The organism is Rhodococcus erythropolis R138 (assembly GCF_000696675.2).
Classification (GTDB): domain Bacteria; phylum Actinomycetota; class Actinomycetes; order Mycobacteriales; family Mycobacteriaceae; genus Rhodococcus_F; species Rhodococcus_F erythropolis.
This window is the reverse complement of the sequence record NZ_CP007255.1, coordinates 200,877-226,303: the sequence shown is the minus strand read 5'-3', so window position 1 is coordinate 226,303 and position 25,427 is coordinate 200,877. Positions and strand designations below refer to the sequence as shown.

General features: G+C 61.7%; 25 protein-coding genes. 11 read left to right on the top strand and 14 right to left on the bottom strand.

Going from position 1 to position 25,427, the window contains the following annotated elements; genetic code table 11:
• Nucleotides 1-30: 30 nt before the first annotated feature.
• The 3 genes from H351_RS01030 to H351_RS01020 are packed head-to-tail and all read right to left on the bottom strand — an operon-like array spanning nucleotide 31 to nucleotide 2,957.
• Nucleotides 31-744: a type 1 glutamine amidotransferase gene (locus H351_RS01030; protein WP_019746560.1), complete on the bottom strand. Its 714-nt coding sequence runs from the start codon at nucleotides 742-744 to the stop codon at nucleotides 31-33.
• A complete protein-coding gene (locus H351_RS01025) occupies nucleotides 737-1,990 on the bottom strand; it encodes a Mur ligase family protein (RefSeq protein WP_021332917.1) in 1,254 nt (417 codons plus the stop codon). The genes H351_RS01030 and H351_RS01025 overlap by 8 nt, the downstream gene beginning before the upstream one ends.
• 25 nt (nucleotides 1,991-2,015) lie before the next feature.
• On the bottom strand, nucleotides 2,016-2,957 hold the full coding sequence (locus H351_RS01020; protein ID WP_019746562.1) for an EamA family transporter: 942 nt from the start codon (nucleotides 2,955-2,957) through the stop codon (nucleotides 2,016-2,018).
• Between the two features lie 90 nt (nucleotides 2,958-3,047).
• On the opposite strand from H351_RS01020, the gene H351_RS01015 reads away from it, so the two are divergent.
• Entirely contained in the window at nucleotides 3,048-3,941 is an 894-nt protein-coding gene (locus H351_RS01015) for a LysR family transcriptional regulator (RefSeq protein ID WP_020905920.1), read from the top strand.
• A 95-nt stretch (nucleotides 3,942-4,036) separates the two neighbouring features.
• Here H351_RS01015 and H351_RS01010 read toward each other — a convergent pair whose 3' ends face one another.
• Both H351_RS01010 and leuA read right to left on the bottom strand, forming a co-directional pair.
• A complete protein-coding gene (locus H351_RS01010) occupies nucleotides 4,037-4,414 on the bottom strand; it encodes a PLDc N-terminal domain-containing protein (protein ID WP_020968226.1) in 378 nt (125 codons plus the stop codon).
• Between the two features lie 248 nt (nucleotides 4,415-4,662).
• Nucleotides 4,663-6,471: a 2-isopropylmalate synthase gene (gene leuA, locus H351_RS01005; protein WP_019746565.1), complete on the bottom strand. Its 1,809-nt coding sequence runs from the start codon at nucleotides 6,469-6,471 to the stop codon at nucleotides 4,663-4,665.
• Nucleotides 6,472-6,741: 270 nt separating this feature from the next.
• On the opposite strand from leuA, the gene H351_RS01000 reads away from it, so the two are divergent.
• Genes H351_RS01000 through H351_RS00985 form a run of 4 tightly spaced genes read left to right on the top strand, consistent with a single transcriptional unit; the run spans nucleotide 6,742 to nucleotide 10,416 of the window.
• Complete coding sequence (locus H351_RS01000; protein ID WP_003943492.1) at nucleotides 6,742-7,107, top strand: DUF8021 domain-containing protein; 366 nt, start codon at nucleotides 6,742-6,744, stop codon at nucleotides 7,105-7,107.
• Nucleotides 7,107-8,060, top strand: coding sequence for a hypothetical protein (locus tag H351_RS00995; RefSeq protein ID WP_019746566.1), 954 nt, complete (start codon nucleotides 7,107-7,109; stop codon nucleotides 8,058-8,060). The genes H351_RS01000 and H351_RS00995 overlap by 1 nt, the downstream gene beginning before the upstream one ends.
• A 49-nt stretch (nucleotides 8,061-8,109) precedes the next feature.
• Nucleotides 8,110-9,375, top strand: a complete 1,266-nt coding sequence (locus H351_RS00990; protein ID WP_019746567.1) for an aspartate kinase — start codon at nucleotides 8,110-8,112, stop codon at nucleotides 9,373-9,375.
• A 6-nt stretch (nucleotides 9,376-9,381) separates the two neighbouring features.
• Nucleotides 9,382-10,416, top strand: a complete 1,035-nt coding sequence (locus H351_RS00985; RefSeq protein ID WP_019746568.1) for an aspartate-semialdehyde dehydrogenase — start codon at nucleotides 9,382-9,384, stop codon at nucleotides 10,414-10,416.
• 61 nt (nucleotides 10,417-10,477) lie between these two features.
• Here H351_RS00985 and H351_RS00980 read toward each other — a convergent pair whose 3' ends face one another.
• A complete protein-coding gene (locus tag H351_RS00980) occupies nucleotides 10,478-10,819 on the bottom strand; it encodes an Imm51 family immunity protein (RefSeq protein ID WP_021332919.1) in 342 nt (113 codons plus the stop codon).
• 43 nt (nucleotides 10,820-10,862) lie between these two features.
• Nucleotides 10,863-11,504 (bottom strand): TetR/AcrR family transcriptional regulator, encoded by a 642-nt coding sequence (locus tag H351_RS00975; protein ID WP_020905924.1) that lies wholly within the window; start codon nucleotides 11,502-11,504, stop codon nucleotides 10,863-10,865.
• Nucleotides 11,505-11,663: 159 nt separating this feature from the next.
• Between H351_RS00975 and H351_RS00970 the strand changes: the two genes are divergently transcribed.
• Together H351_RS00970 and H351_RS00965 are read left to right on the top strand one after the other, a co-directional pair.
• Nucleotides 11,664-13,445 (top strand): acyl-CoA dehydrogenase family protein, encoded by a 1,782-nt coding sequence (locus tag H351_RS00970; RefSeq protein WP_029254305.1) that lies wholly within the window; start codon nucleotides 11,664-11,666, stop codon nucleotides 13,443-13,445.
• Nucleotide 13,446: 1 nt separating this feature from the next.
• On the top strand, nucleotides 13,447-14,379 hold the full coding sequence (locus tag H351_RS00965; protein ID WP_019746572.1) for an oxygenase MpaB family protein: 933 nt from the start codon (nucleotides 13,447-13,449) through the stop codon (nucleotides 14,377-14,379).
• Between the two features lie 84 nt (nucleotides 14,380-14,463).
• Here H351_RS00965 and H351_RS00960 read toward each other — a convergent pair whose 3' ends face one another.
• Together H351_RS00960 and H351_RS00955 are read right to left on the bottom strand one after the other, a co-directional pair.
• The gene (locus tag H351_RS00960) at nucleotides 14,464-15,768 is read right to left on the bottom strand and encodes an HNH endonuclease signature motif containing protein (protein WP_059016312.1); all 1,305 of its coding nucleotides are present in this window, start codon (nucleotides 15,766-15,768) and stop codon (nucleotides 14,464-14,466) included.
• A 49-nt stretch (nucleotides 15,769-15,817) separates the two neighbouring features.
• Nucleotides 15,818-16,594, bottom strand: coding sequence for a TetR/AcrR family transcriptional regulator (locus tag H351_RS00955; protein WP_029254306.1), 777 nt, complete (start codon nucleotides 16,592-16,594; stop codon nucleotides 15,818-15,820).
• A 271-nt stretch (nucleotides 16,595-16,865) separates the two neighbouring features.
• Between H351_RS00955 and H351_RS00950 the strand changes: the two genes are divergently transcribed.
• The 4 genes from H351_RS00950 to H351_RS00935 are packed head-to-tail and all read left to right on the top strand — an operon-like array spanning nucleotide 16,866 to nucleotide 21,476.
• On the top strand, nucleotides 16,866-17,489 hold the full coding sequence (locus H351_RS00950; protein WP_244891416.1) for an alpha/beta fold hydrolase: 624 nt from the start codon (nucleotides 16,866-16,868) through the stop codon (nucleotides 17,487-17,489).
• Between the two features lie 56 nt (nucleotides 17,490-17,545).
• A complete protein-coding gene (locus H351_RS00945) occupies nucleotides 17,546-19,312 on the top strand; it encodes a multicopper oxidase family protein (protein ID WP_020905930.1) in 1,767 nt (588 codons plus the stop codon).
• A 36-nt stretch (nucleotides 19,313-19,348) separates the two neighbouring features.
• On the top strand, nucleotides 19,349-20,563 hold the full coding sequence (locus tag H351_RS00940; RefSeq protein WP_019746577.1) for a CaiB/BaiF CoA transferase family protein: 1,215 nt from the start codon (nucleotides 19,349-19,351) through the stop codon (nucleotides 20,561-20,563).
• Between the two features lies 1 nt (nucleotide 20,564).
• Nucleotides 20,565-21,476, top strand: coding sequence for a hydroxymethylglutaryl-CoA lyase (locus tag H351_RS00935; protein ID WP_019746578.1), 912 nt, complete (start codon nucleotides 20,565-20,567; stop codon nucleotides 21,474-21,476).
• A 6-nt stretch (nucleotides 21,477-21,482) separates the two neighbouring features.
• Here the strand turns inward: H351_RS00935 and H351_RS00930 are convergent, their stop codons facing one another.
• The 5 genes from H351_RS00930 to H351_RS00910 all read right to left on the bottom strand — a co-directional run bounded on the left by H351_RS00930 (nucleotide 21,483) and on the right by H351_RS00910 (nucleotide 25,317).
• Nucleotides 21,483-21,788 carry a hypothetical protein gene (locus H351_RS00930; protein ID WP_019746579.1) on the bottom strand — a complete coding sequence of 102 codons (306 nt, stop codon included), beginning with the start codon at nucleotides 21,786-21,788 and terminating at the stop codon, nucleotides 21,483-21,485.
• 47 nt (nucleotides 21,789-21,835) lie between these two features.
• The gene (locus H351_RS00925) at nucleotides 21,836-22,948 is read right to left on the bottom strand and encodes a hypothetical protein (protein WP_029254307.1); all 1,113 of its coding nucleotides are present in this window, start codon (nucleotides 22,946-22,948) and stop codon (nucleotides 21,836-21,838) included.
• Nucleotides 22,945-24,159, bottom strand: a complete 1,215-nt coding sequence (locus tag H351_RS00920; RefSeq protein WP_029254308.1) for a sensor histidine kinase — start codon at nucleotides 24,157-24,159, stop codon at nucleotides 22,945-22,947. Before H351_RS00920 ends, H351_RS00925 begins: the two co-directional genes overlap by 4 nt.
• A 20-nt stretch (nucleotides 24,160-24,179) precedes the next feature.
• Nucleotides 24,180-24,422 carry a LuxR C-terminal-related transcriptional regulator gene (locus H351_RS00915; RefSeq protein ID WP_029254309.1) on the bottom strand — a complete coding sequence of 81 codons (243 nt, stop codon included), beginning with the start codon at nucleotides 24,420-24,422 and terminating at the stop codon, nucleotides 24,180-24,182.
• Nucleotides 24,423-24,612: 190 nt separating this feature from the next.
• The gene (locus tag H351_RS00910; RefSeq protein WP_019746583.1) at nucleotides 24,613-25,317 is read right to left on the bottom strand and encodes a response regulator transcription factor; all 705 of its coding nucleotides are present in this window, start codon (nucleotides 25,315-25,317) and stop codon (nucleotides 24,613-24,615) included.
• Nucleotides 25,318-25,427 lie beyond the last annotated feature (110 nt).

Here is a 25,427-nt window from a genome sequence, read left to right as displayed (position 1 = left end):
CACCAACAGTCGTCCGAACGGACGACAGGCTCAGCGAATCGCGAGCCGCTCCTTGCGGAGCTTGTCGACCTCGGGCAGATGCAGGGGTTCGAGTTCGTTGACGCCCAAGGCCCGCATGAGCAGGAGGTCCGCGAGTTCCGGATTCCGGGCCAAGGCGGGTCCGTGCATGTACGTCCCGATCACCGAACCCTGCACGACGCCTTCGAATCCGTCACCGACGCCGTTTCCGACACCATGGGTGACACGTGCGAATCCAGAGGCTGAGCTACCCAGAGTTGTTCCGCCGCGGTGATTCTCGAAACCTGAGAGAGGTGCTGTGAGCCCGTCGATCAAGGGCTTCGTGATGACCTCGCCGATGGAACGCTTCTCCTGCGGAGAGGTCGTGACGTCGAGCATCGAGACACCGTCGACGCGTTCGCCGCTGGAGGTTTCGTACCAGTTGCCGAGCACCTGAATGGCAGCGCAGATCGCCAGAACCGGTGCGCCACGCTCGGCGGCGCGTTGCAGGCCAGGGTATTTCGCGAGATGGCGCGTTGCGAGTCGCTGAGCGGAATCCTCGGCGCCACCCAATGTGTACACGTCGAGCGAGTCGGGGACCGGATCGCTCAAGGTGATGTCCACGATTTCGGCGTCGTACCCGCGCATCCGCAGACGCTGACGCAGGATCAGGGCATTGCCGCCGTCGCCGTAGGTGCCCATGACGTCGGGGAGAACCAGTCCGATGCGAATTGTCGAGTCAGACATTGCGAGATTCCTTCGCGATGGCGGTGTTGAGGTCACGGAAGGCTGTGTAGTTCGCCAGTACTTCCACGCGTCCGGGAGGGCAGGAAGCGATGGCGCGCAACGGATCCGGATCGAGGGTGTGCTCGACGCCTGCGTAAGTGAGGCGAACGGCGAGATCGGTTCCGCGTTCGCCGGCGGCCACTACCTTTACGCCTTCGAAGTGTTCGAACTTCACGTCCCACAGCCAGGAGAGGTCCTCGCCGTCCGGCACCTGACCGTTCACCGCGATCACCAGTCCGTCCACCGTGGGATCGATCATCGACAGCGCTTCCTGCCAACCGGCGGGATTCTTCGCGAGCAGCATGTGGACGGAGTGCGGTCCGACCTCGACGGTGCTGTAGCGGCCGGCGACTTCCTGGACCGTCGACGCGGCGGCAACTGCCCCGACCGGATCTGCGCCCAAAGCAGCCGCAGCAGCTACGGCCTGAGCGGCGTTACCGCGGTTGGCTTTTCCGGGGAGAGTCAACGTCATCGGAATCTTCAGGCCGTCGGGGCCGTAGAGATTGTCGTCGTCGAGCCACCAGGTCGGCTCGGGCCGCGCGAAGTCGGAACCGGTACTGCGCCAGTGCTTTCCCTCCCACACGATGGGTTCACCGGTGCGCGGGCAGCTGACGGAATCGCCGGCCCAGCCGCCGCCGGCAGCAACCCACACGACGTTGGTGGCGTCGTATGCCACGGAGGTGACCAGTACGTCGTCGCAGTTGGCGACGATCACCGCGTTCGGATGCGCATTGACGCACGCGCGGAGCTTCCGCTCGATCATGTTGATCTCGCCGACCCGGTCGAGCTGATCGCGGCTGAGATTGAGCAGCACGATCACTTCCGGATTCACGGCGTCGGCTACGTGGGGGACGTGCAGTTCGTCGACCTCGAGTGCTGCCAGCGTTGCGTCCGTACGCGCGGCCAGAGCGGCCACGATCCCGGCATCCATGTTGGCGCCGTCGGCCTGCGTGGCGACGTCACCGAGTGTCGCGAGCGCTGCGGCGGTCATACGCGTGGTCGTCGACTTGCCGTTGGTGCCCGTGACCACGACGGTGCGCTTGCCGCGTCCGAGCTGAGTCATGAGCGTCGGGTCGATCTTGAGGGCGATCAACCCGCCGATCATCGAACCCTTGCCGCGACCGGCCTTCTGCGATGCCCAAGATGCTGCTGCGGCAGCTCGCATGGCGAGCTTTCCGCGCACTGTGATCGATAGTCCAGTTCCCACGGCCCGAGTTTGGCACAGGGCATCGTCAGACGCCGAGTCGCGCCGGTGGTGAGGCTGCAGGTGTGTCCGAGAAAACAGTGTTCGCGGGCTTGCGCCTCATCTGTGCGGCACTCGCTCCGGCGATCACGATGACTGCCCCGACCAGTGACAACGGGCTCGGATCCTCGTGCAGGAACAGCCAGGACGCGCCGATTCCCACTACCGGTACCAGCAAGGAGAGCGGCGCCACCATGCCGGCGGGATAGCGGCCCATGAGCATCGTCCAGAGCCCGGATCCGGCGATGGTGCCGAGCAGAATGATGTAGGCGAGCCCGACCAGTGACGGCCAGGCGTCGGCGCTGAACGCGGTGCCGAGCGCGTGCCATCCGACGGTGGGGCCTTCGACCACCGCTGACAGGGCGAGCATCGGCAACGGCGGGATGACGCACATCCACAGCATCAAGCGCATCGGTGCGGGCTCGCCGACGGTGTTCGCCGCGGCCAAGCGGCTGCCGAGATTGCCGAACGCCCAGGACAGGCCGCCGAGGAGCGTGAGGATCACGGGCAGCAGTGCCGCGTGGTGTGAACGGTCCCAGCCGATCAACGACATACCGACTACGGCGACGGCGATCCCGGAGACCTGCCAGACGCTGAGCTTCTCGCGGAGTAGGAACGCGCCGAGGACGACGGTGAACGGCGCGGACGACTGCAGGACCAGTGATGCGAGACCCGTCGGCATCCCCGAATGCATCGCCCAGAAGAGGAAGACGAACTGGCCGAATCCGAAACCGAATCCGTAGAGCAGCAACCAACGGAGCGGTACCTGCGGACGCGGCACGAAGATGACCACCGGAATCGCGATGATCAGGAACCGCAGCGCCGCGAAGAAGAACGGCGGGAAATGATCCAGGCCGACGCGAATGGCCAGGAAGTTCAGACCCCACAAGACGATCACGGTCAGGCCGAGGAGACGGTCGCGGGGAGTCATGACGTTAATCGTGAGCCGTACGAAGCATCAGAACAAGCGAATATAGATGCAATATCCATGTAGTTTTGCTACATGGATATTCGTCACCGTATGGATGCCACGCGCTTGCGGATCCTCCGTGAGCTCGCCGACCGAGGAACCGTCGGCGCTACTGCTCTCGCTCTCTCGATGACACCGTCCGCCGTCTCGCAACAACTCAAGATCCTCGGCCGAGAGGCGGGGGTCTCGCTCCTCGAACCGGACGGGCGCACGCTGCGCCTCACCGACGCTGGTCGAGCGCTGGTGCTCCGCGCCGACGACGTGGTGGCGGCGCTCGACCGGGCAGCGGACGAGATGGCGTCGTACCGAGGCTCGCCGCGCGGCAAGGTGCGAGTCGCGTTCTTTCCCTCCGGAGCAGCTCTCCTGCTGCCCGGCGTCCTGACGGCGCTGAAGAACTCGGACGTGGACATCGACGCACACGACGTCGACAAACCGGCGTCGGCCGTCCCTGGACTGTTGGCCGATCACGACGTGATCCTCACCCACCGTGACGAACGCGGCGCCGAGACCTCGTTTCCCCGGGTCAGCGTGCAACCGCTGATGCGTGAACCGATTGATCTGGTGCTGCGGCCTGATCATCCACTCGCCGAGCAGGATTCGGTCCGGTTGGAACAATTGGCCGACGAGAACTGGATCAGCGTGCGCGGCGGGTTTCCGGTCGACGACGTTCTGTTGTCCGTTGCATCCGTCACCGGGGTCCAACCTCGAGTCGCTCATCGGATAAACGATTTCCGAGTTATCGAAGAGTTGGTGGCGGCGGGCCACGGTGTGGCTTTGATGCCGCGTTACGCGATCACACATCCTGGAGTGTCGAGGAAACCGGTGGCAGGCGTGCGCGCTGCACGCGTTTATGAATTGGCAACTCGATTACACATCGACCGCAGCCCGGCTATCGGAGTGGTTCTCGACGCTTTTCGCGACGTCGCCCGGGCGGTCGGTGAATGAACGGCGGATGGTGAATGAATACGAAACGGGAGCGACACGATTAGTGTCGCTCCCGTTTCGGTAGTGCAATCCTCACTGATTAGTGAGGGCCTGAATCAGGCGAGGGCCTTGGCCTTCAGCGCTGCGAATTCTTCTTCGCTGATGGTGCCGGCGTCGAGAAGCGCCTTTGCATCTGCGATGGATTCGGCCGGGGACTTTCCGGCAACCTCACGGATGTAGCTGTCCTGTGCATTCTTGACCTGCTGAGCAGCCTCCATGGAGCGCTGGGCCATTCCGTCGCTTCGGACGATCAGATAGACGAGCGAGGTGAGCAGCGGAATGAAGAACAGGAAGACGATCCAGATTGCCTTTACCCAGCCGGAAGTCTTGTGATCACGGAATAGGTCGGTGATGATCGAGAAGAGCAGGATCAGGTACGCGATGAACGCGAAGCTGATGATGATCAGCCAGAGGAAGTCCCAAAAGGAATCCATTGTCGAGCCCCATTTCACAAGTCGGATTTGTCTGAGGTGACTATCTCACGTGCCGAGGTCGGCTGCATCATCCTCGATGGGTGAATCCTGTTTGTTAACTTCGCTAAGCGACTCTTTCGGGACCTATGTCATGCCGAAGCGAAAACGCGGACCGAAGAACTTCTGTGCCGTGAAAACAACCCTGGTCTCACCCGAAAATCGGGTGAGACCAGGGTTTGTTCAAGAGCCGGGTTCGTATTGCGTGACTGTCAGCTCGCGCGGTTCACTGCCGAAACCACGGCGCGCAGCGACGCCGTCGTGATCGACGTGGCGATACCCACACCCCAGACGACGGTGCTCTGACCGTCCGGGCCCGTCACCGCGCACTCGACGTAGGCCGCCGCTTGGGCGTCGTCGCCGGCGGACATTGCGTGCTCGGAGTAGTCGAGGACACGGACGTCGAAGTTGATGCTTCCCAGCGCGTCGACGAAGGCAGCGAGCGGGCCGTTACCGGTTCCCGAGATCTCCTGCTCCTTGCCGTTCACCTTGACGATGGCGGTGATGGCGTCGGTGCCGCCGTCCTCCTCGGAGGCGGTGACCTTCTGCTTCATCCGCTCGAGCGGGGTCACGGGGGCGAGGTACTCCTCGTGGAAGACGTCCCACATTTCCTTCGGCGAGACCTCGCCGCCCTCACCGTCGGTGATCTTCTGGACCGACTGCGAGAACTCGACCTGCAGACGACGCGGCAGCACCAGACCGTGATCGGCCTTCATGATGTACGCGACGCCGCCCTTGCCGGACTGCGAGTTCACGCGGATGACGGCCTCGTAGCTGCGGCCGACGTCCTTGGGGTCGATCGGCAGGTAGGGGACCTGCCAGAGAATGTCGTCGACGTCCGAGTCCTGGTTGTCGGCGTCGACCTTCATGGCGTCGAGGCCCTTGTTGATGGCGTCCTGGTGGCTGCCGGAGAACGCGGTGTAGACCAGGTCGCCGCCGTACGGATGACGCTCGTGGACGGGAAGTTGGTTGCAGTACTCGACCGTGCGACGGATCTCGTCGATGTTCGAGAAATCGATCTGCGGGTCGACGCCGCGCGTGAACATGTTCAGTGCGAGGGTCACCAGGCAGACGTTGCCGGTGCGCTCACCGTTACCGAACAGGCAGCCTTCGATGCGGTCTGCGCCGGCCTGGTAGCCCAGCTCGGCTGCCGCGACGCCGGTGCCGCGGTCGTTGTGGGGGTGCAGCGACAGGATGACCGAATCGCGGCGGGCCAGGTTGCGGTGCATCCACTCGATGGAGTCGGCGTACACGTTGGGTGTCGCCATCTCGACGGTGGCGGGCAGGTTCAGGATGACCGGGTTGGCAGGCGTCGCACCCAGGGTTTCGGTGACGGCGTCACATACTTCCTTGGCGTACTCGAGCTCGGTGCCGGTGTAGGACTCGGGCGAGTATTCCCAGCGCCAGTTGGTGTCCGGGTACTTCTTCGACTCGGCCAGGACCAGTTCGGCGGCGTCGGTGGCGATCTTCTTGATCGTGTCCTTGTCGGCGCGGAACACGACGCGGCGCTGCAGGATCGAGGTGGAGTTGTAGAAGTGCACGATTGCGTTCTCGGCACCTTCGCACGCCTCGAATGTGCGCTTGATCAGTTCAGGACGCGACTGCGTCAGCACCTGGATGGTGACGTCGGACGGGATCGCGCCGTCTTCGATGATTTCGCGAACGAAGTCGAAGTCGGTCTGGCTCGCGGACGGGAATCCGACCTCGATCTCCTTGTAGCCCATACGGACCAGGAGATCGAACATACGACGCTTGCGCGCCGGGCTCATCGGATCGATCAGCGCCTGGTTGCCGTCGCGCAGGTCAACGGCACACCACTGGGGTGCTCGGTCGATGATCTTGTCCGGCCAGGTGCGGTCGGGCAGCGTGACCGTCTCGACCTCTTCGGCGAACGGGCGGTAGCGGAACGTCGGCATGGACGAGTTCTTCTGCGTGTTCCACGCAGGCTGGTCGGAAGGTGCCGGCTTCGTGGGCGGGGTAATGGTGCGAGTGCCGGTGGTGAATGCGTCAGCGGGGGACATTGGTGTGATCTCCAGGATTGTGGACCTGGCCTGATGACCTGTTGGTCAAGACCATGAGTCCGGAAGGCTTGGTCGACCGGCGCACAAAAACCCCGCGGCGGGAGGCCAGTCTGGATCAGACCCCGTCGCGGCAACCAAGAAGGAGTGCGCGCTGCATGCACAGCACTCTACTCCTGGATTTCGCGAGAAATCGGTGGGGTTCGCCCTCATGTCCAATTTGTCGCCGAATTGTGCTGCCGTTTCGGCCTCGAAAATGGTGGACTGTCGTCCATGGATCCCCGAATCGCCGTGGCGAGCACGTACCTCGACGCGCTCCGTAGTCACGATGGCAGTTCCGTACCGCTGGCTCCGGACGCGGTACGTCACGAGGTCGGGTTGAAGACCGGATTTTCGGGGAATCATTTGCGGCGCAGCCTTTCCGGAGGTCCTCAGTATCGCGTGATCCGCGACATTCGTGAGGTGGAGTGGACGGTCGACGGGGACGACCTGACGGCTGACTACCTCCTTGACGCCGGGTTGTTCGGGCGCAACCTGATGACCGTTCGGGTTACCGAGACCTTCCGGATACCCGCTGACGATCACCGCATTCACCACATCACCGCGAAGATTCGACCGGCGCGCGCCAAGCACACGTGATGCGCTCGATCCGCTGGATCGTCTGTTCACTGCTGATCGTTCTCGCTGGTCTCGGTTTTGCCGGCTCGGTGCTCGCGCTGTTCGTCCACACCCAAGTGAACGACACCGACAGCTATGTCGAGTCCGTTGCCCCGCTGGCTGCCGACCCCGCTGTCCAATCGGCGGTCGTTGATCGGCTGACCGAGGAATTGACGCAGCGGTTGGACGGGTTTCCGCAGGTGGTGACGAGACAGGCCGAGAGACTTGTTCGTGAGGCCGCTCAGTCGTTGGTCTCGAGCGACCAGTTTGCGACGCTCTGGACCGCGGCCAACCGTCGAGCGCACGCGCAACTTGCCGCGATGGTGACCGGCCGAGCCGCCGACGGCATAGTTCGGGCCGACGACAGCGGAACGGTCACCGTCTCCCTCGAACCGGTCATGACGGAACTGAGGACGAACCTCCGCGATCGCGGATTCACCGTGATCGATCGCCTCCCGGCGCTCGATCCGCAGTTCGAGATCCTGCAATCCGACGAGTTGGTGCGGGCCCAGGATTTCTCGAACACTCTCGACCGAGCAGCAGCCTGGTTGCCGTGGGCGTCGGTGGCCTGCGCGATTACGGCCGTCGCAGTTGCACCGGGGCGAATGCGCGCGCTGTCCCTGGTCGGGCTGGCGACGGCGGTGGCGATGATCGCCCTGCTGGTGGCGCTGGCCGTCGTGCGCCGGGTCTATTTACAGAATTCAGACATACCGTCGTCCGAGGCGGCTGTGGCGGTGTACGACGCGCTGGCAGTTTCCCTGGTCAGCAGTATCCGCGTGCTTCTCGCCTGCGGAGTTGCCGTCGCGGTGGTCGGTTACGTTGCCGGTGGTTCGCGTTCTGCGACGTTGATGCGAGCGCGGATCTCGCAACTGATCCCGCGCGGATCTGAGGCGAACAGCAGTACGCATCGGGAAGTCCCAGGACCACCTCGGTAAGCTCGACCTCTGGTATCTGTAAACAATTTCGACCTGGAGGTAGAAACGCGTGGCTCTCGTCGTCCAGAAGTACGGCGGATCCTCGGTGGCAACCGCCGAGCGCATCCGACGAGTCGCTGAACGGATCGTCGAGACCAAGAAGGCCGGCAATGATGTCGTCGTCGTGGTGTCAGCGATGGGCGATACCACCGATGAGCTGCTCGACCTGGCTCAGCAGGTGTGCCCTTCCCCGCCGGCCCGTGAAATGGACATGCTGCTGACCTCGGGTGAGCGCATCTCCAACTCCTTGGTAGCGATGGCAATTCACTCCCTCGGCGCCGAAGCTCGTTCGTTCTCGGGCTCACAAGCCGGAGTCATCACGACCGGCAGCCACGGAAACGCCAAGATCATCGACGTCACGCCGGGCCGTGTTCGCACCGCCCTCGACGAAGGCTCGATCGTTCTGGTCGCCGGATTCCAAGGCGTCAGCCAGGACAGCAAGGACATCACGACGCTCGGACGCGGTGGCTCCGACACCACCGCCGTGGCGTTGGCAGCTGCACTCAACGCTGACGTCTGCGAGATCTACACCGACGTCGACGGCGTCTTCTCCGCCGATCCGCGCATCGTCCCCGACGCTCACCGCCTCGAGACGGTTTCCTTCGAGGAAATGCTCGAACTCGCAGCGTGTGGTGCCAAGGTGCTCATGCTCCGGTGCGTCGAGTACGCCCGTCGTTACAACGTGCCCGTGCACGTCCGTTCGTCATACACCACCAAGCCCGGAACAATCGTGTCCGGATCGATGGAGGACATTCCTGTGGAAGAGGCCCTGATCACCGGAGTCGCGCACGATCGCGGCGAAGCCAAGATCACCGTTGTCGGATTGCCGGACACACCGGGACATGCTGCCAAGGTGTTCCGCGCTGTCTCCGATGCCGAGATCAACATCGACATGGTGCTGCAGAACATCTCCAAGGTGGAGACCAACAAGACGGACATCACCTTCACGCTGCCGACCGCCGACGGCCCCCGCGCCGTCGAGATCCTGACCAAGCGTCAGGAAGACATCGGCTTCACACAGATCTTGTTCGACGACCACATCGGCAAGGTTTCCCTGGTCGGTGCCGGAATGCGGAGCCACCCGGGCGTCACGGCCACGTTCTGTGAGGCACTGGCCAAGGCCGACATCAACATCGATCTCATCTCGACCTCCGAGATCCGCATCTCCGTGCTGGTCAAGGACACCGAACTCGACGACGCCGTGCGCGTTATCCACGCCGCTTTCGGTCTCGGCGGCGACGAAGAAGCCGTAGTACACGCAGGAACAGGACGGTAATTTCTGATGACAACAATCGCTGTTGTCGGTGCGACCGGTCAGGTCGGCATCGTCATGCGCACTCTGCTCGAAGAACGTAACTTCCCCGCGGACAAGGTGCGGTTCTTTGCATCGGCACGCTCCGCCGGTAAGAAGCTGACGTTCCGCGGCGAAGAGATCGTTGTCGAGGATGCCGAAGCAACGTCCGACGAGGATCTGAAGGGCATCGACATCGCCCTCTTCTCCGCCGGTGCGACGCTGTCTCGTGCGCAGGCTCCGCGCTTTGCCGCGGCCGGTGCGACGGTTGTCGACAACTCTTCCGCATGGCGCAAGGATCCCGAGGTTCCCCTCGTGGTCAGCGAGGTCAACCCGCAGGACACGAAGAACCTGGTCAAGGGCATCATCGCGAACCCCAACTGCACCACCATGGCAGCGATGCCGGTGCTCAAGGTTCTGCACGACGAAGCCGGTCTGCAGCGTCTGATCGTTTCCAGCTACCAGGCTGTGTCCGGTAGCGGAATCGCCGGCGTCGAGGAACTCCTCGGCCAGGTGCGCGCCGTTGTCGGTGACGCCGAGAAGTTGGTTCACGACGGCAGCGCCGTCGACTTCCCGGCCCCGAACAACTACGTCGCCCCCATCGCGTTCAACGTCCTGCCGCTGGCAGGTTCGCTGGTCGACGACGGAAGCGGCGAGACCGACGAGGATCAGAAGCTCCGTAACGAGAGCCGCAAGATCCTCGGACTTCCTGATCTGCTGGTTTCGGGCACCTGCGTGCGCGTTCCCGTCGTGACCGGACACTCGCTCGCGATCAACGCAGAGTTCGCGAACCCGCTCTCGGTCGCTCGTGCGAAGGAAATCCTCGCCGACGCTCCCGGAGTGGAGTTGGTCGAGGTTCCGACGCCGCTGGCCGCTGCCGGCGGCAACGCGTCGCTGGTCGGTCGTATCCGTCAGGATCCGGGTGTCCCGGAGGGACGCGGACTCGCGCTCTTCGTTTCGGGTGACAACCTCCGTAAGGGCGCCGCTCTCAACACGATTCAGATTGCCGAGCTGTTGGTCGGCTAGATCTTTCGTTCGGTACCGGCCCCGCACCTAGGTGTGGGGCCGGTGTCGTTCAGCAGGAGCTCTAGTCGAGTTCGGAAATGGCGACCAGGCCGCCGAGGTACTCGGCATCCGAATACGCTTTGGCGAGAAGCACTCCGAGTTCACCAAGAGCTTCGTTGTCGCTGCCGTACGCAACAAACATGCCGGCTTCGGGATCGGTGCCGAAGCGGCCCTCCAGATGCGGTGCATCGCGGCCTACCACCGCATGGGCCACCGACGCCCAGTCGTAACCGGAGCCTTCGAAACCCTCTACCTGCTCGAATACCGCTGCTACCTTGCCGAAGTGCTGGTCGGTGAGCATCAGTGACCAGTTGCCCGGAGACGTTTCGAAAAGCTGTAGCGGTTCGATCGATGGTGATGTCATGCGTGTATTGAAGCAGATCCGACCGACAGGTTTCAGTGGTCTGCTAACGCCCGACCGACTGAGCGAGCGCAACGGCAAAGCTGGAAAGGCGTTCTCGGGTATAGGTTTCGGGGTCGCTGACGGCCAGTCGTCCGAGCATTTCGGCAAACGACATCATGGTGTGTGCGAGGAGAACCGGATCAAGGCCTTCGAGCTTCGGTTCGAGGGCAATCCCGGCACGCGCCAGTTCTTCGGCGCGGGCGAAGACAGCTCCGCGAGAGAGCTTCAGTAAGCCGTGATACTCGCTGGGGGCGTTCTCGACAGACGTCAGGATCAGGCGCCAGCGCGTCGGGTTCTCCAGTACGGCGTCGACGAAGGCGCCAACGGTTCCGGTGTATGACGCCGCTGGGCCGAGTTCGCTCAGATCTGTCGGCATGGTTTCGAGCACCTGAGCGATGGCTCGCTCGTGCTCGCGGCGCAGGAGTGCAGCGACGAGATCGGTCCTGGTATCGAAAATCGTGTAGAGGACGGGCTTGCCGACGCCGGCTTCGGCAGCGACGGATTCCATGCTGAGGTTGTGCAGGCCTACGCGGCCGGTGACCTCGAATGCTGCGTCGAGCAGCTGTTCGCGTCGTTGCTCGGGCGCCATGCGAGGGGCGTATTTGCGTCGCGGTGTATCCGTTGCGTCAGCTTGTGACCTGGTCATCGTGTGCCTCACCTCCGCTCCCACCATAATCTGCCTGCCAATTCTTCGTGAATCATACGCAACCGTTGTATTCGTCGTCATCAATTGTTACGGTGGCGTTGTATTCGAAGAGGCGGTCAGTGAGGCGCCTCTGCCGAGATCTCTAGGAGAACAACCGCGATGACAGCGTCGACCTCTTTAGTGCCGAATGATCTGTTGCTCCATCCCTCCACTTACGATCGGCCGGAATTCGACGCGACCACGCGGAGACTGCTGGGCGCGACCGTCGACTGGTTCGAGGCGCGTGGAAAGAATCGACTTCTGGCCGACTATCACGACAAGACCTTTTACTCCGACTTCCTCGACTTCGCGGCAAAGGAAGGCCTGTTCGCGACTTTCCTGACCCCCGCCCGCGACAGCGGCGGTGACTCCGACAAGCGCTGGGATACCAGCCGTATCGCCGCGCTGTCCGAGATCCTCGGCTTCTACGGACTCAACTACTGGTACCCGTGGCAGGTGACCATTCTCGGCCTCGGGCCGGTGTGGCAGAGCGACAACGAGACTGCAAGGGCGCGAGCAGCTTCCGCTTTGGCTTCCGGAGGCGTTGCGGCATTCGGATTGTCCGAGAAAGAGCACGGCGCCGACGTCTACTCCACCGACATGGTCTTGACGTCGAACGGCAGCGGCGGGTACCTGGCCAGCGGTTCGAAGTACTACATCGGAAATGGCAACTGCGCCAACACGGTCTCTGTCTTCGGTCGCGTCGACGGAGTGGAGGGCGCCGATCAGTACGTCTTCTTCTACGCCGACTCGGACCATCCGGCATTCACCGTGGTGAAGAACATCGTTCCGGCCCAGATGTACGTAGCGGAGTTCTCACTCGCCGAATATCCCGTTGTGGCAGAGGATATCCTGCATACCGGCGAGGCAGCATTCAGTGCCGCGCTCAACACCGTGAACATCGGAAAATTCAACCTGTGTTTCGGCGGAATCGGTATGTCGACTCATGCCTTGTACGAGACGATTACCCACGCGCACAATCGAATCCTGTTCGGCAATCCCGTCACGGCGTTCCCACACGTACGACGTGAATTCGTCGACGCGTACGCGCGCCTGCTGGCGATGAGGCTCTTCTCGGATCGTGCGGTGGACTACTTCCGCACCGCATCGCCCGAGGACCGCCGCTACCTCTTGTTCAATCCCGTCACCAAGATGAAGGTGACAACCGAGGCACAGAAGGTGATCGGACTGCTCTCCGACATCGCTGCGGCAAAGGGCTTCGAGAAGGACAGCTACCTCGCGGTGGCCAAGATGGATGTCGACGGGCTGCCCAAGCTCGAGGGGACCGTCGCCGTCAATCTCGCCCTGATCGCCAAGTTCATGCCGGCGTACCTCTTTGCCCCCGAGTCATTTCCGGCGGTTCCGACGCGTAACGACGCAGCCGACGACGAGTTCCTGTTCCGTCAGGGCCCGGCACGGGGGTTGTCCAAGGTTCGATTCGACGACTGGCGAGCGGTGTACGCGAAGTTTGCGGATGTTCCCAACGTCGCACTGTTCGTGGAGCAGGCCGAAGCTCTCGTGACCCTCCTTGCCGAAGCTGCACCGGATGCGGCGCAGCAGGTCGACTTGGACTTCGGCCTGGCGATCACCGAACTCTTCACCCTCGTCGTCTACGGTCAGTTGATCCTCGAACAAGCCGAGATCTTGGGATTGGACGAGGGGCAGCGGAGCGATGGGGTGCTGGATCAGATCTTCGACGTCCTGGTCCGCGACTTCAGTGCTGCAGCGGTGGAGTTGTACGGAAAACCCAGCGCCAGTGAAGATCAGCAGCGGTTGGCTCTCGCATCTATTCGGCGCCCCGCGTTCGCGGCCGAGCGATTCGAGTACGTCTGGCAGCAAGTAGTCGCCTTGTCTGGTGCCTACGAAATGAACTGTGCAGGGTCAACGAACGGGGAGGAATGAAATGTCTGAACTGACGATGAATCGACCGCGTGAGGATTACGGCTTCTTCGGCCCAGGATCACCCAGTTGGAAGATCTGGGCGGCTCCGACAGCATTGATCGGTTTCCAGCGGTCAGTGGTGCTCGAGCACTTCGACCCCTTCCTTGCTGCCGCGGTGGCAGATATGAGCGGGATCTACAGCGATCCCGCCGGGCGACTCGACCGAACCTTGGCATACTTCCTGACCGTCGCCACTGCCGACGGGCGGACGGCACTGGCGTTGTCCGACCATCTCATGACGGTTCACGCTCAGGCCACGGGTATCGAACCGATCACCGGAACTCGTTACAGTGCAAACAATCCGGCGTCACAACTGTGGATCCACGTGACCGGTTGGCATTCGGTGCTCAAGTGCTACGAGATGTACGGGCCGGGCCCACTCTCCGCCGTCGAAGAGCAGCGGTACTGGGAAGAATGCGTGATCGCTGCCGAACTGCAGACATGCAAAGCGTCCGACGTTCCGCGCTCGCGAGACGAGGTACGGGAGTACTTCGCTGAAGTCAGGCCCAGATTGTGTACCTCCGAGCGTGCCAACCGGGCGATGCACTACTTGTTGAGAACGCCAAGGGCGCAGGGGAAGACGAAGTTCGCGGCGTTCAGCCGATTGGTCGCGCCGGCCACTATTGCAACATTGCCGGGCTGGATGCGAACCATGGGCGGCTTCGATCAACCCGCTTTGTTGGACAGGGCAATTGCGCCCGCGGTGCGAACTGCGGTCCGGGTCGGCAGTTCACCGAAGAACATGACCACTGCTCTGAAGGTCATCGCGCCGATGACTGGCAAGGTGTTGGAGCGCCACCTGCGTGACGAGCAACCCCTCGACCCGAGAGTTGTCACCCCGGCGGAGATTCGGGAGCGATTCCCACGCGCCACCAAAGTTCCGCAGGCGGTCTGACGGAATTCACGGCTTTCGGCACCGCATCGAGATCTGCTCGATGCGGTGCTGGCACGTGTTCTGTTGTGCCTGAGGAGTACTACCTCAGGTTTTGAATGTGGTGTTCGCCGGCCGCGGGTGCTGCTGCGGGTCGATCGAGGGTGGTGGGATGAACCACGGTTTGTTGTCGACGCCGATGCGGATCACCCACTTCCCGACGAACCCGGCTTTGCGGTGCATCAACCGATGATGTGAACGGCACAGCAGGACAAGGTTGTTCATCACCGTGGGGCCACCGTTGGCCCAGTGCCGGATGTGGTGCGCGTCGGTCCACGCGGGCACACACGTGCAGCCCGGGAAAGCGCAGCCTTTGTCTCTCGCGATCAGCGCCACTCGCTGCTCGGCGGACACCAACCGTTTCCCGGGTTTCGCATCCAACGGCGCGCCGTGACCGTCGAGCAGCACCGTGGACAGGAAACAATCACACCCGAGAAGCCTTGTCTGCGAGACGGACAGTGGTCCGAGCCACGGCATATGTCCGACATCAAGATCCGACACAGCCACTCCGTCACCAGAAGCAGCGGGTGCGGCGGCGCAGTCCCGATGCTCCGCGAGATCACGTGCGTTGATGTGCACGTTCACGTGCGGCCGCTGACCACCATCGGTGCCGGTTTTGGCGCAGTCCAGATAGCGGCGGATCAGTTCGGTGAACCCGTCCGCGGTCCGCTTCGCCGCCGACCGGGAATCCGGGGTTCCATCGGGTGCCGGGGTGGGCATCGTCAGATTCGACAGGGCCGATAGCAGCATTTCACCGGTGAGAGCATCGAAATCACCGCGCACCACCACTCGACCGTTCAGTGTCGATGCGATCCGCAACTCGTTGCGGTCGATGTCTTCGGCGGGTGGAATCTCATCGGATTCGAAGATTCGCTCCAAGGTCGCGATAACACTCCGGACTTTCGTGGTCGTCGACTCCACGCCCGACGCAGCAGCCAACAACAAATCGATGCACTTCGGTAGCGCTTCCTCCGGCATCCCCTTCGGTGGTGATTCGCAGAACGCCACGATCAACACGGCATGCTCGAACGAGCAGTCCCCGACATCGAACCGAGCAGCCACCGCGGGAAACGGCCGCAGCGCCGCACCGAGGGCGGCGATCTTCTTCCCGTCCCGGATCTGCAGCATCGTGTTCGCCGCCAACCAGGACCCCACTCCGCGGCTGGCAATCACCTGATCATCCGGGCGCATTGAGAGTTCGTCGACCACCGCCACCCGAACAGCCTCGAGACGAAGAATCTCCGCGCTCGCCGACACCGCAGCAGCACGCAACTCAGAAGCAGGCAACCGCCACAGGCGTCCGCGCAACCCCACCGCAGAACCAGACACCACATCCGACAACAGAACACTCATTGAATCCCCCGATCCCCTACACACAAGAATACTCGAACATGCGTTCGAGTCAAGAGTGTTTTCGAATCCTCGATTCGATCCCGTCAAGGAGGATCTGTAGGCCCTGAGTAAATGACTCTTCGGTTTCTCGTTCGAGATAGAAGTCGCCGCCCGGTATCGGTGGTGCCTCCCGACCCAACTGCACCGTGTGGGGGAAGTCGTCCGCGAAATCCGGTGCAGCATCGGCCAGTGCAGCAGAAGACTCTGCCCACCAATGAGATTCGGAATCTCCGATGGTCGAGGCGCTCCGGATCTCAGCTAAGGTCCGCGCGGACCCCCGGATGAAATGGAAAAGCATGCTCACCGATCTGCGGATGGTCGGAGCATCGAGACCCGTGGAGTAGAGAATGGACAGGAGTGATTCGAGTCCTGCCTGCTCGTGCGGACCCAGGACGGGGCGCGCCAACGAGACATCCAATGTCCACGGATGGCGTGTATGTAGGGCGAAGAGTGCGGCGGCCCAGTCGGACAGTGCCATGCGCCAGTCGCCGGTGTCTGCGATCGGCGGTAGCTCGGCATGCACCCGGTCGTACATCAGGTCCAGTAGTTCGTCCTTTCCCGGTATGTAGGTGTACAGAGACATCGCAGTGCGGCCGAGGTGGTCGCCGATCATGCGCATCGACAACGGTGTCGTGGGGTTGGCGTCGGCGACTTCGATCGCGGAGTCAACGACTGAGTCCGTGGACAGCGCGGGCTTCGGTCCTCGGCGGCCGGAAGGCGTCTCGGGTTGACGCCATAGAAGTGAAATCGTGCGTGCGATATCGCGTCGGCCTGCCTGTTTGTTCATCTTGTCGCTTTCGTGGAGTCGCGCTATTCTTAATTACTTTACAGTGTAAAGATTTGGGAGTGGGCATGGTTGAGGCAAGACTTCACGACGGGACAACTATCGATGTCGAGGTTCTCGGACATGGCCCCGCCGTGCTGATGCCCGTGAATCCGATTTCGGCTACCGGCATCAAGGCTGACGAACTGCGCGCCTGGGGCGTTGACCCCTCGCTCGGTCGGAAGGGTTGGCGTCGAACTTCACTGTGGTTGCCTTCGACTACGAAGGGCACCGGATGGCGTCGCCCGCTCCGGACACGCTCACTCCCGACAACATCACGTCCGACATTCTGGCTGTGGCGAATTCGGCTGGGATCGACCAGTTCGCCTACTACGGATACTCCTGGCTGGCTCTGCGCGGATTGCAGTTGGCGCTGCGCACCGATCGTCTGACCGCACTGGTCATGGGTGGTTTCCCGCCGGTGGATGGGCCGTACAAGGCGATGCTCCAGGTTACCGAAGCTACACACCGCATGACGAGTGAACCGCCCCAGCGCACATCACAACCCACGGCATCATCAGACGAGTTCGATTGGAACTCCATAGACATTGCGTTGACCGGAGCGCAGACCCGGCAGTTCGTGACGCTGTACCGCGCACTTGGTGAATTCGACGATCGAACAATACAAGGGCGCATCCTTTGTCCGCGAATGTGTTTCGTCGGTTCGCAAGACGTCATCGAATACGGTGACCGATGGGGTGGGGTACGGGTCGCGCCGGCCGATCTCGACCTCGACGCCGCTCGGTCAGCAGGGTGGGATATCGAGGTACTAGACGGTCTGGATCACACGCAGGCAATGCAACCGGCTCATGTTCTACCCATTCTCAAACCTTGGTTGGAGAAGGTGGTCGGTGTTTGACCGTGCGAGCACACGGGTAACCCGCTCCGGATGCCGTCAGCGTGAGGGGGCCGTGAGTGGACGAGTCACACAAGATCCGTCGACGATCGTTTGTTCAAGGGCTTGGCTTGCTGGCCGGCCTGAGTGCATTGTCCGCTGGATCAGCGACAGCTCGACCCCCTGACATCGATCCGCTACGCCCATTCCAACTTCCGTCACCCCGGCTGGAACCGTTTCGGGAGACCCTTCCTGTCCTGCCGGGCATTTCGGGTGGCAACCTGGAGCTTCGCGCGGCTTCGTCGATGCACCGTTTCCATCCGGACCTACCGTCGTCGCCGTCGCTGGGTTACGGCGGAATGGATTATCTGGGCCCCACCATCGAAGCTCACGTCGATCAGCTCGTCACAGTCCGATATGCCAATGACATTTCTGCGTATCCGCTTGCCGCGGATGTCGATCCGGGTCTGCACGGCGTCAGCGACCTCGACCGCACACAGGTCCCCACCTCGCTTCACCTGCACGGAGGAGTTACTGCACCACAGTTCGACGGACATCCGGAGTTGATCCAGCGTCCGGGCGAAGGTTTGGTCCACGAATACACGAATGGTCGTGCCGCCGGCAATCTCTGGTACCACGATCACGCCATGGGAATGACGCGCCTCAACGTCTACGCCGGATTGGTCGGGATGTATTTTCTCCGTGACGACGTTGACACGGGCGCCGCCGGGAATTCTCTCGGCCTGCCGACCGGTGAGTTCGAACTCCCGATGATTCTGCAGGACAAGGTATTCACTTCCGACGGTCAGCAGAGTGTCCGTTCCACGTGGCTCACTCCGCAAGGTTCATGGGATCCGGCGACCCCCGGTGACGTTGGCGTGGTGAACGGCGTCGTGTGGCCGAAAGTGGAGGTTGCCCGCGGCCTGTATCGATTGCGACTGCTCAACGCCGCAACCTATTCGGTGTGGAATCTGCATTTCGCAAATCGTATGCGGTTCTGGGTGATCGGGTCCGAAGGCGGTTTACTGGCCGCTCCGGCGCCGACGGATCACGTCCGGTTGAGTCCGGGTGAACGCGCTGATCTGCTGGTCGACTTCAGTATGCTCGAGCCGGGCACAACGGTGGAATTGCGCAACGACGAACCGGTACCCCTTGCGGTGGCTCAACGCGGCACGCAGGTGATGCCGGTGTTCTGTCGGTTCGACGTGGGCAGCGCAAAGGGATTCACCGGCTCGATCCCGCAGCAGCTGAATTCCGTTGCCGCCGAACCGGCGTCCCCGGATGTGGTGCGAAATCTCACGATCATGCAGCTGTCGCGTCCGTCGGATTACCCGTCGATCACTATGTCGCTCAACAATTTGAGGTTCACCGATTCGGATATCGAACTGCCACGTCAGGGGGCCGTCGAGCAATGGAATCTGATCAACATCACCACGGAACCACATCCGATTCATCTGCACCTGGTGGCGTTCCGCGTTGTGGGACGCCAGAGCCTCGACACTGCAGCACTGATGCAGCGGTATCCGGTGCCTGACTTGGGGGTCCGGTGGACGCCGTCGGCGGAGGAATTCGTGACCTCTTCGCTGCGGCCTCCCGAAGTGTGGGAAACGGGGGAGAAGGACACGGTCATCGTGGATGCCAACTCGATCACCCGCGTGATCGTGCGCTTTCCGACGGCCGACGAGTTGGGCTTCGATCCGGATGCAACTTTCGCGAGAGGTTCCATGGCAGATCACTCGGCGCACGGAGAAGCTGGCATGGGGGACTTGCAGGGGTACGTCTGGCACTGCCACATGCTCGATCACGAAGACCACGACATGATGTTGCGATACCGGGTGGTGACGTAGCCTTCAAAGGGAGAAAAGTTCCCAGAGGAGGCAGCTGTGTCGGAAGGTGCGCCCACCGGGCCCCTGGACGGATATCGGGTGATTGAACTCGGAACCTTGATCGCCGGGCCCTTCGCCGGGAAATTGCTCGGCGACATGGGAGCCGACGTGATCAAGATCGAATCACCGGACCGTCCAGACCCGCTTCGTACCTGGGGTCAGGCAGAGCAGGACGGTCATCGATTCTTCTGGACGGTTCACGCCCGCAACAAGCGGTGTGTGACGTTGGACCTTCGCGTCGACGCGGGCCGCGACCTGTTTCTGAATCTGATCGAACATGCCGACGTGGTGGTCGAGAACTTCCGGCCGGGCACCCTCGAGAAGTGGGGTCTGGGATTCGACGTGCTGAGCGCGCGCAATCCGAAGTTGGTGTTGGCCAGGGTATCCGGCTACGGGCAGAGCGGACCGCAAGCCAAGAGCGCCGGCTACGCCTCGGTTGCCGAAGCAGTCAGCGGATTTCGGCATCTGAACGGTTATCCAGGGCAGGCACCCCCGCGTATTGCCCTTTCACTCGGAGATTCTCTCGGTGGGATGTTCGCCGTTCAGGGAGTGCTGGCGGCGTTGCTCTCGCGAGAGCGGACCGGCCGTGGTCAGGTGGTCGACGTTGCCCTCACGGAATCCTGTCTGGCGGTGCAGGAATCCACGATCCCGGACTACGATCGGGGCGGGATCATCCGGCAGCCCTCGGGAACGAGGTTGGAGGGTATCGCACCGTCCAACATCTACCAGACCTCTGAAGGAAACTGGGTGGTGATCGCGGCCAATCAGGACACGCTCTTCGTGCGTCTGTGCACCATCATGGGTCGACCGGAACTAGCGCAAGACGACCGATTCTCCAATCATGTTGCGCGTGGCAAACATCAGGACGAGCTCGACGAATTGATCAGCGCCTGGGTTGCGCTCCAAGATCCCACCAGTCTCGTGGAACGCCTCACCGAAGTGGGAGTTGTTGCCGGGCCGATCAATACGGTTGAAGATGTGGTCAAGGATCCGCAGCTGATCGAACGGGGGATGCTCGTCGACCACTACGACGAGCGGATCGGGGAAAACGTCCTCGGCCTGGGCGTCGTGCCTACATTCAGTGAGACACCCGGATCCGTGCGCAACGCGGGAGCAGCGTCGCCGGGGTACGACAACGCTTCGGTCTGGGGTGGGCTCCTCGGACTCTCGGGCGACGAGCAGACAGAACTGAAGAAGAAGGGCGTGATCTGACGTGTCGGTACCTGAAGCAGGTGTTCCCGCGGTCAGCATTCGTGAAGTCGGGCCACGGGATGGGTTGCAGATCGAAGACCCGGTCTCGCTGGCGGAGAAACTTCGTCTTGTCGAAGCTCTGGCTGCGACAGGTGTTTCGCGCATCGAGGCGACGTCGTTCGTGTCACCGCGTGCGGTGCCGGCACTGGCCGACGCGGAGTTGTTGGCCGCAGAGTTGCACCAGTGGCCAGGCATCGAGTTCTCGGCATTGGTCGCCGGAATCGGTGGAGCGAAACGGGCCGTTGCTGCAGGAATGAAAACCGTCGAATATGTGGTGTCGGCATCGAATAGCCACAGCGAGGCCAATACTCGGTCGACGACGGAGCAAGCGACCGAACGTATCGGAGAGGTCGTCCGGATCGTCCACGAGGCTGGTGGGCGGGTGGAGGTCATCGTGGCCACAGCCTGGGACTGTCCGTTCGACGGTCCAACCGATCCGGACCGTGTTCTGCGGATTGCGGAGCAGGCCAAAGAGTTCGGCGCTGATCAGTTCTCGATCGCGGATACCATCGGCACTGCCACACCGGGACGCGTCGGACGGTTGATCGACGCTGTCGGCGAAAGAGTGGGTGACTTCGGCTTGGGTGTGCACTTCCACAACACGCGTGGCGCTGGTCTTGCCAGTGCGTTGGCGGCTGTGCAGCACGGAGTTCGAAACCTGGATGCGTCCACCGGTGGCCTGGGCGGTTGCCCGTTTGCTCCTGGTGCCAGTGGCAATATCGCGACTGAGGAACTGGTCTACATGCTCGAAGACATGGGCATTGCGACAGGTATCGACCTGGATGCGAGCATTCGTGCCGCTGCCGTTGCAGAGGAGATAGTGGGCCATACGGTTCCCAGTAATCTTCTCCGCGCCGGCGATCGGAAGCGATAGGGACCTTTACTCTTCTCGGTTGGGTGATGCCAGCTGCAGTTTGACCAGCTGCTCGTGTGCCGCCGGCGGCCAACCGATGCGCTGTTTCTCCAGATACCATGCACCGGCGGCACATGCGATCGCGAGGACGATCCAGATCGCTACGCTTCCGATCTGAGAGCCCAGGTCGCTCGATGAGGATACTTCGCCCGTGCTGTAGTCGTATTCCGTTGTCGTGGTGATTCCCTCGACTGCGAAGGTCCACAGAATCGGAAGGGCACACAGTGCGGCAAGGGCGCGTGCAACATGTGCTGGACGCAGTTCGAAGATCATTCATTTCTCCTGGTGATCGACGCGGTGAATCTCACTCTCCTCGAAAGCTATTCGGGATAGACGGCGCTGTCTGTAGTCGGATCGACGGACATGGACGAGGCGCCGAGTTCCCTCTGATCTCCCTGCCGTAACAGCTGCATTCCGTTGTGATCGAACTCGATTCGTCGAACGTCTTCAGTGTCGACCAGCATCGTGGCCATTGCGGTGCGCCGAGGTGGAAGGATCCGAATGGTCACTTTGCCTCGCGTGATCGCGGTGAGTTCCCGGACGATGCTCGCGTGGATTCGGTCGCGCACGGCGGGGTCAGCGCCATCCATTCCGTGGTCGTCGAGCAGGACTACCTCGACGCCGCGGTTTCGAGTGGCATGCACAGCATCGATCACGTGATTCTTCTGAAATCCCGGCGCTCGGAGCGAGTCACGTAGTTGAGCTTCGAGTAATTCACATGCCAATTTCTCGGTGGAATCCATCGGCACGCCTGAAGCAATCCGCTCGAGCAGAGGTCGGGCCAGTATGTTGAGCCTGTCGAGTTGGGCGTCTCTTTCTTCGATGACTGCCGACGTGGCTGCTCCCGCGGCGATGCGGTCGGTAGACGCTTGGCGTAGTGCGAAGATCGTCTTGGCTCGTGGCCGAATCGTAAGTGCGAAGACCGTCGACATCAGAACTGGTCCGACGTTGGCGAAGGACTCGGCGAAGCCGTACAACGGTCCTTGACCTGTGACAGTCGCCCAGGCAACCGAGGAGACAATCAGAAGAATCACGCCGAGCCATGCGTAGCCCGTCCTTCCCCGCACACACATGAAGGTGAAGACGACAGTACACATTCCGAAAGGCCAGAGTTGGGCCGGATTATGCACCGGTACCGGCAATACCATGAACACCGCGCCACAGGCGACTAAGCCGGTAGCACTGAGCAGGATGCTCTGGTGCAGGGGCATGGGGTCCCCGTCGGTCAGGACGATGGAGAAAGCAGCCGCTGACCCAACGAGTACCGCGACCGCCAGCGGCCACCAGGACTTGACTCCGCTTGTCCCGTACGCGGCGGAAATCGAGTACGTGACGGTGAAGCAGGCAACGAGAAGGAGAGCGGATCTACTACGCATTCCGAGTAGGTCGCGGATGTCTTTGCCGACAGCGAAGTTCCCTGCATCGAAGTTCATCGTGGAGCTTTCTCAGCTCGTTGCCAGGACAGAGTGACTGTGGTTCCTGCTCCTGGAGTGGACGCGACGTCTGCTGCCCCTCCGGGGATACTGCGTAGCCTGGCATGAATGCTCACGGCGATGCCGAGTCGATGCGTCGGTACGGCGCGGGGATCGAAACCGATTCCGTTGTCACATACCGTCACCTCTATTCGAGTTTCTTCGACAATTGCGTCGACCGAACGACGTGCGTCCGGCCCGGCGTGTTTCTTACTGTTACGCAGCGCTTCACTCAAGGCTGCGGCGAGAGCACTCACCGGTTCCGACGGAAACTCGACAGTGTTGGCGTTTGACCCGACGTGTGATGTGAAGGCGACATTCTCATCGACTTCCGAGGCTGCCGAACGGAGTTGAGCGAGAACCGCATCCGGGTCCAATCGCTCTGCGGACTCGACTCCCGAACGAAGATGGTCCAGGCGGGCCAGTGTGCGCCGTGACTGCTCGGCGACGGTGGAGTCGGAGTCCGTTCGCGCAGCAGCCAACAAGGTCGACATCACGGTGTCGTGGATCAGGGCGTTGAAGCGTTCTCGTTCGACGTCTTTTGCAGCTGCAGCCGCGGCTCCGGCGGCCGCAGCGTGGGTACTCGCGATGGTGGCGTCAAGGGTTTGCCCGGTGCGAAGGGCGACAACGGATGCTGCAACAAAAACTGTGCAGAACATCAGCGCAGCACTGAGGTCCGGAATCAGAAGATAGAAGAGGGGTGCTTCGCGGATGGTGTGGTTGATCAGTTGGACGAGCGTGACTCCCACTCCGAGGTACAGCAGAGCCCAGGCGGGCTGCCATGCAGCGGCGGCCGCGAGCCCGGCGACACCAGGGATGTTGGCGAGCCACGTCCCGAAGCCTTGGACATGTTCGCCGGTCCAGGCAGGCCACCACGCGCACGCAACGAGAATATAGGCAATCGCGTTAACTGCGGCAGTTCGACGAATCCAGATTGTCTGGGGCAGGAACGTCGAAAGCCCCAATGCCACTGCTGTTCCGAATATCGCGGAGATGGCCAGAGGTGTCCACCAGGCCGCAGTGGTTGCCGCTGCGTCTCTGATATTCGGAATTAGAATGAGCAGGTAGAACAAGTAGCCGGCGCATACGAATCTACCGAACAGACGAAGGATCTTGTCGGTGAAGGTGGAATCGGTAGTACTTGATTGACTCTCTGCTGAATCATCCGCCAAGGATGGGTGAGGCAGTCTGATCAGAGTTCGTCGATCGTCACTATCTGATCTTGTATCGCTCGCACGAGTAGTTCGCATTTCGTCGGTGCGTTCCTTCCAACGTCGGCATACTTCTCGCGAATCCGGGACAGGTGGGTTCCCACCGTTCCCACGCTTATGTAGAGGTTTTGAGCGACGCGTGACTTCGAATCACTCAGTAGCCATTCCCTGAGAACCTCGACTTCGCGCTCCGAAAGGTGCGGTCCGACAGGCTCTTGTGTCATGCAGTTTTCCACAGTGACGGTCATGAGTTTCGTCTTTCTTTCGTCTAGCGGAATGACAGACTCCCCGACAGTGCCGTCTTCTTACCAGGTGAATGTAAGTCGAAGTTGGCCATTTTTCCCAGACATCAATTCCTCTGCCCATATTTCCAGGGGCAGCCTCAGCGAAAGCAATCGTTACCGAACTTTTTCATTACTGAAGGTCATTGTTAGTCAAGGTCAGATTTCTACCGAGATTTCTGCGTTCCGGAATCGGTAGCACCCCGTCCTCGACCGCGCGTTTGTACAGATCTGTCTTTGTGGGGGCCGGCCGTCCGGCAGCCGCATATTTCTGCCTGATGCGTTGGAGATAATCGTTGACCGTCTGCGGCGCCAAACCGGTGAGTCGCGCAACCCGATCTGCCTTCTCTCCGGATGCGTAAAGTTCGAGGACCTCGAGTTGTCGAGGACTCAGACCCACCTCGTCGAGACCTGGATCCCCGTCGATTGCGGCAGCCCACTCTGTCGTCACCACCTGCCTTCCCGACGCGGCAGCGCGTATTGCATCAATCACGACGGCAGTCGGTTCGGACTTGCGCACAACGCCCAGTACGCCGGCACGGGCGGCCGAGCGAACGAGGAACGGGTTTTCCGCCCCGGTGAAGATCAATGTCTCGAGCCCCGCGGCCCGCAGTTCCTCGACGTTGCTCTTGGGCGATGAACCGTCGGCCAGTCGGAGGTCGAGAATTGCCAGATCCAAGCTGACGTTCTGAGCGAGCATCTCGGACACAGTGGTCGCGATGCACACCAACTCGATATCTGGCTCGTCCTTCAGCATCACGGACAAGCCGATAGCCACCGACTCGTGGTCTTCCACCAGTCCGACACGGCGGTGTGGAAATGCAGTTTGCTCTGGCATAGCGATTGTTTCCCTCCGCTCGATGCGAGGACGTTATCAGGCAGAGCTGACTGATCGGTATGTTACGTATCAAGATTTGAAGTCAGCCTGGACTGTTTTACGTTTCGGCT

What these genes read in the sequence shown, in the direction of transcription:
- H351_RS00975 (WP_020905924.1), bottom strand. Translation starts at nt 11,504, where the DNA reads ATGACCAGGTCACAAGCTGACGCAACGGATACACCGCGACGCAAATAC.
- H351_RS00925 (WP_029254307.1), bottom strand. Translation starts at nt 22,948, where the DNA reads ATGAACTTCGATGCAGGGAACTTCGCTGTCGGCAAAGACATCCGCGAC.
- H351_RS01020 (WP_019746562.1), bottom strand. Translation starts at nt 2,957, where the DNA reads ATGACTCCCCGCGACCGTCTCCTCGGCCTGACCGTGATCGTCTTGTGG.
- H351_RS00965 (WP_019746572.1), top strand. Translation starts at nt 13,447, where the DNA reads ATGTCTGAACTGACGATGAATCGACCGCGTGAGGATTACGGCTTCTTC.
- H351_RS01015 (WP_020905920.1), top strand. Translation starts at nt 3,048, where the DNA reads ATGGATGCCACGCGCTTGCGGATCCTCCGTGAGCTCGCCGACCGAGGA.
- H351_RS00915 (WP_029254309.1), bottom strand. Translation starts at nt 24,422, where the DNA reads ATGACACAAGAGCCTGTCGGACCGCACCTTTCGGAGCGCGAAGTCGAG.
- leuA (WP_019746565.1), bottom strand. Translation starts at nt 6,471, where the DNA reads ATGTCCCCCGCTGACGCATTCACCACCGGCACTCGCACCATTACCCCG.
- H351_RS00960 (WP_059016312.1), bottom strand. Translation starts at nt 15,768, where the DNA reads ATGAGTGTTCTGTTGTCGGATGTGGTGTCTGGTTCTGCGGTGGGGTTG.
- H351_RS00970 (WP_029254305.1), top strand. Translation starts at nt 11,664, where the DNA reads ATGACAGCGTCGACCTCTTTAGTGCCGAATGATCTGTTGCTCCATCCC.
- H351_RS01030 (WP_019746560.1), bottom strand. Translation starts at nt 744, where the DNA reads ATGTCTGACTCGACAATTCGCATCGGACTGGTTCTCCCCGACGTCATG.
- H351_RS00955 (WP_029254306.1), bottom strand. Translation starts at nt 16,594, where the DNA reads ATGAACAAACAGGCAGGCCGACGCGATATCGCACGCACGATTTCACTT.
- H351_RS01000 (WP_003943492.1), top strand. Translation starts at nt 6,742, where the DNA reads ATGGATCCCCGAATCGCCGTGGCGAGCACGTACCTCGACGCGCTCCGT.
- H351_RS01010 (WP_020968226.1), bottom strand. Translation starts at nt 4,414, where the DNA reads ATGGATTCCTTTTGGGACTTCCTCTGGCTGATCATCATCAGCTTCGCG.
- H351_RS00985 (WP_019746568.1), top strand. Translation starts at nt 9,382, where the DNA reads ATGACAACAATCGCTGTTGTCGGTGCGACCGGTCAGGTCGGCATCGTC.
- H351_RS00930 (WP_019746579.1), bottom strand. Translation starts at nt 21,788, where the DNA reads ATGATCTTCGAACTGCGTCCAGCACATGTTGCACGCGCCCTTGCCGCA.
- H351_RS00995 (WP_019746566.1), top strand. Translation starts at nt 7,107, where the DNA reads ATGCGCTCGATCCGCTGGATCGTCTGTTCACTGCTGATCGTTCTCGCT.
- H351_RS00950 (WP_244891416.1), top strand. Translation starts at nt 16,866, where the DNA reads ATGGCGTCGCCCGCTCCGGACACGCTCACTCCCGACAACATCACGTCC.
- H351_RS00910 (WP_019746583.1), bottom strand. Translation starts at nt 25,317, where the DNA reads ATGCCAGAGCAAACTGCATTTCCACACCGCCGTGTCGGACTGGTGGAA.
- H351_RS00980 (WP_021332919.1), bottom strand. Translation starts at nt 10,819, where the DNA reads ATGACATCACCATCGATCGAACCGCTACAGCTTTTCGAAACGTCTCCG.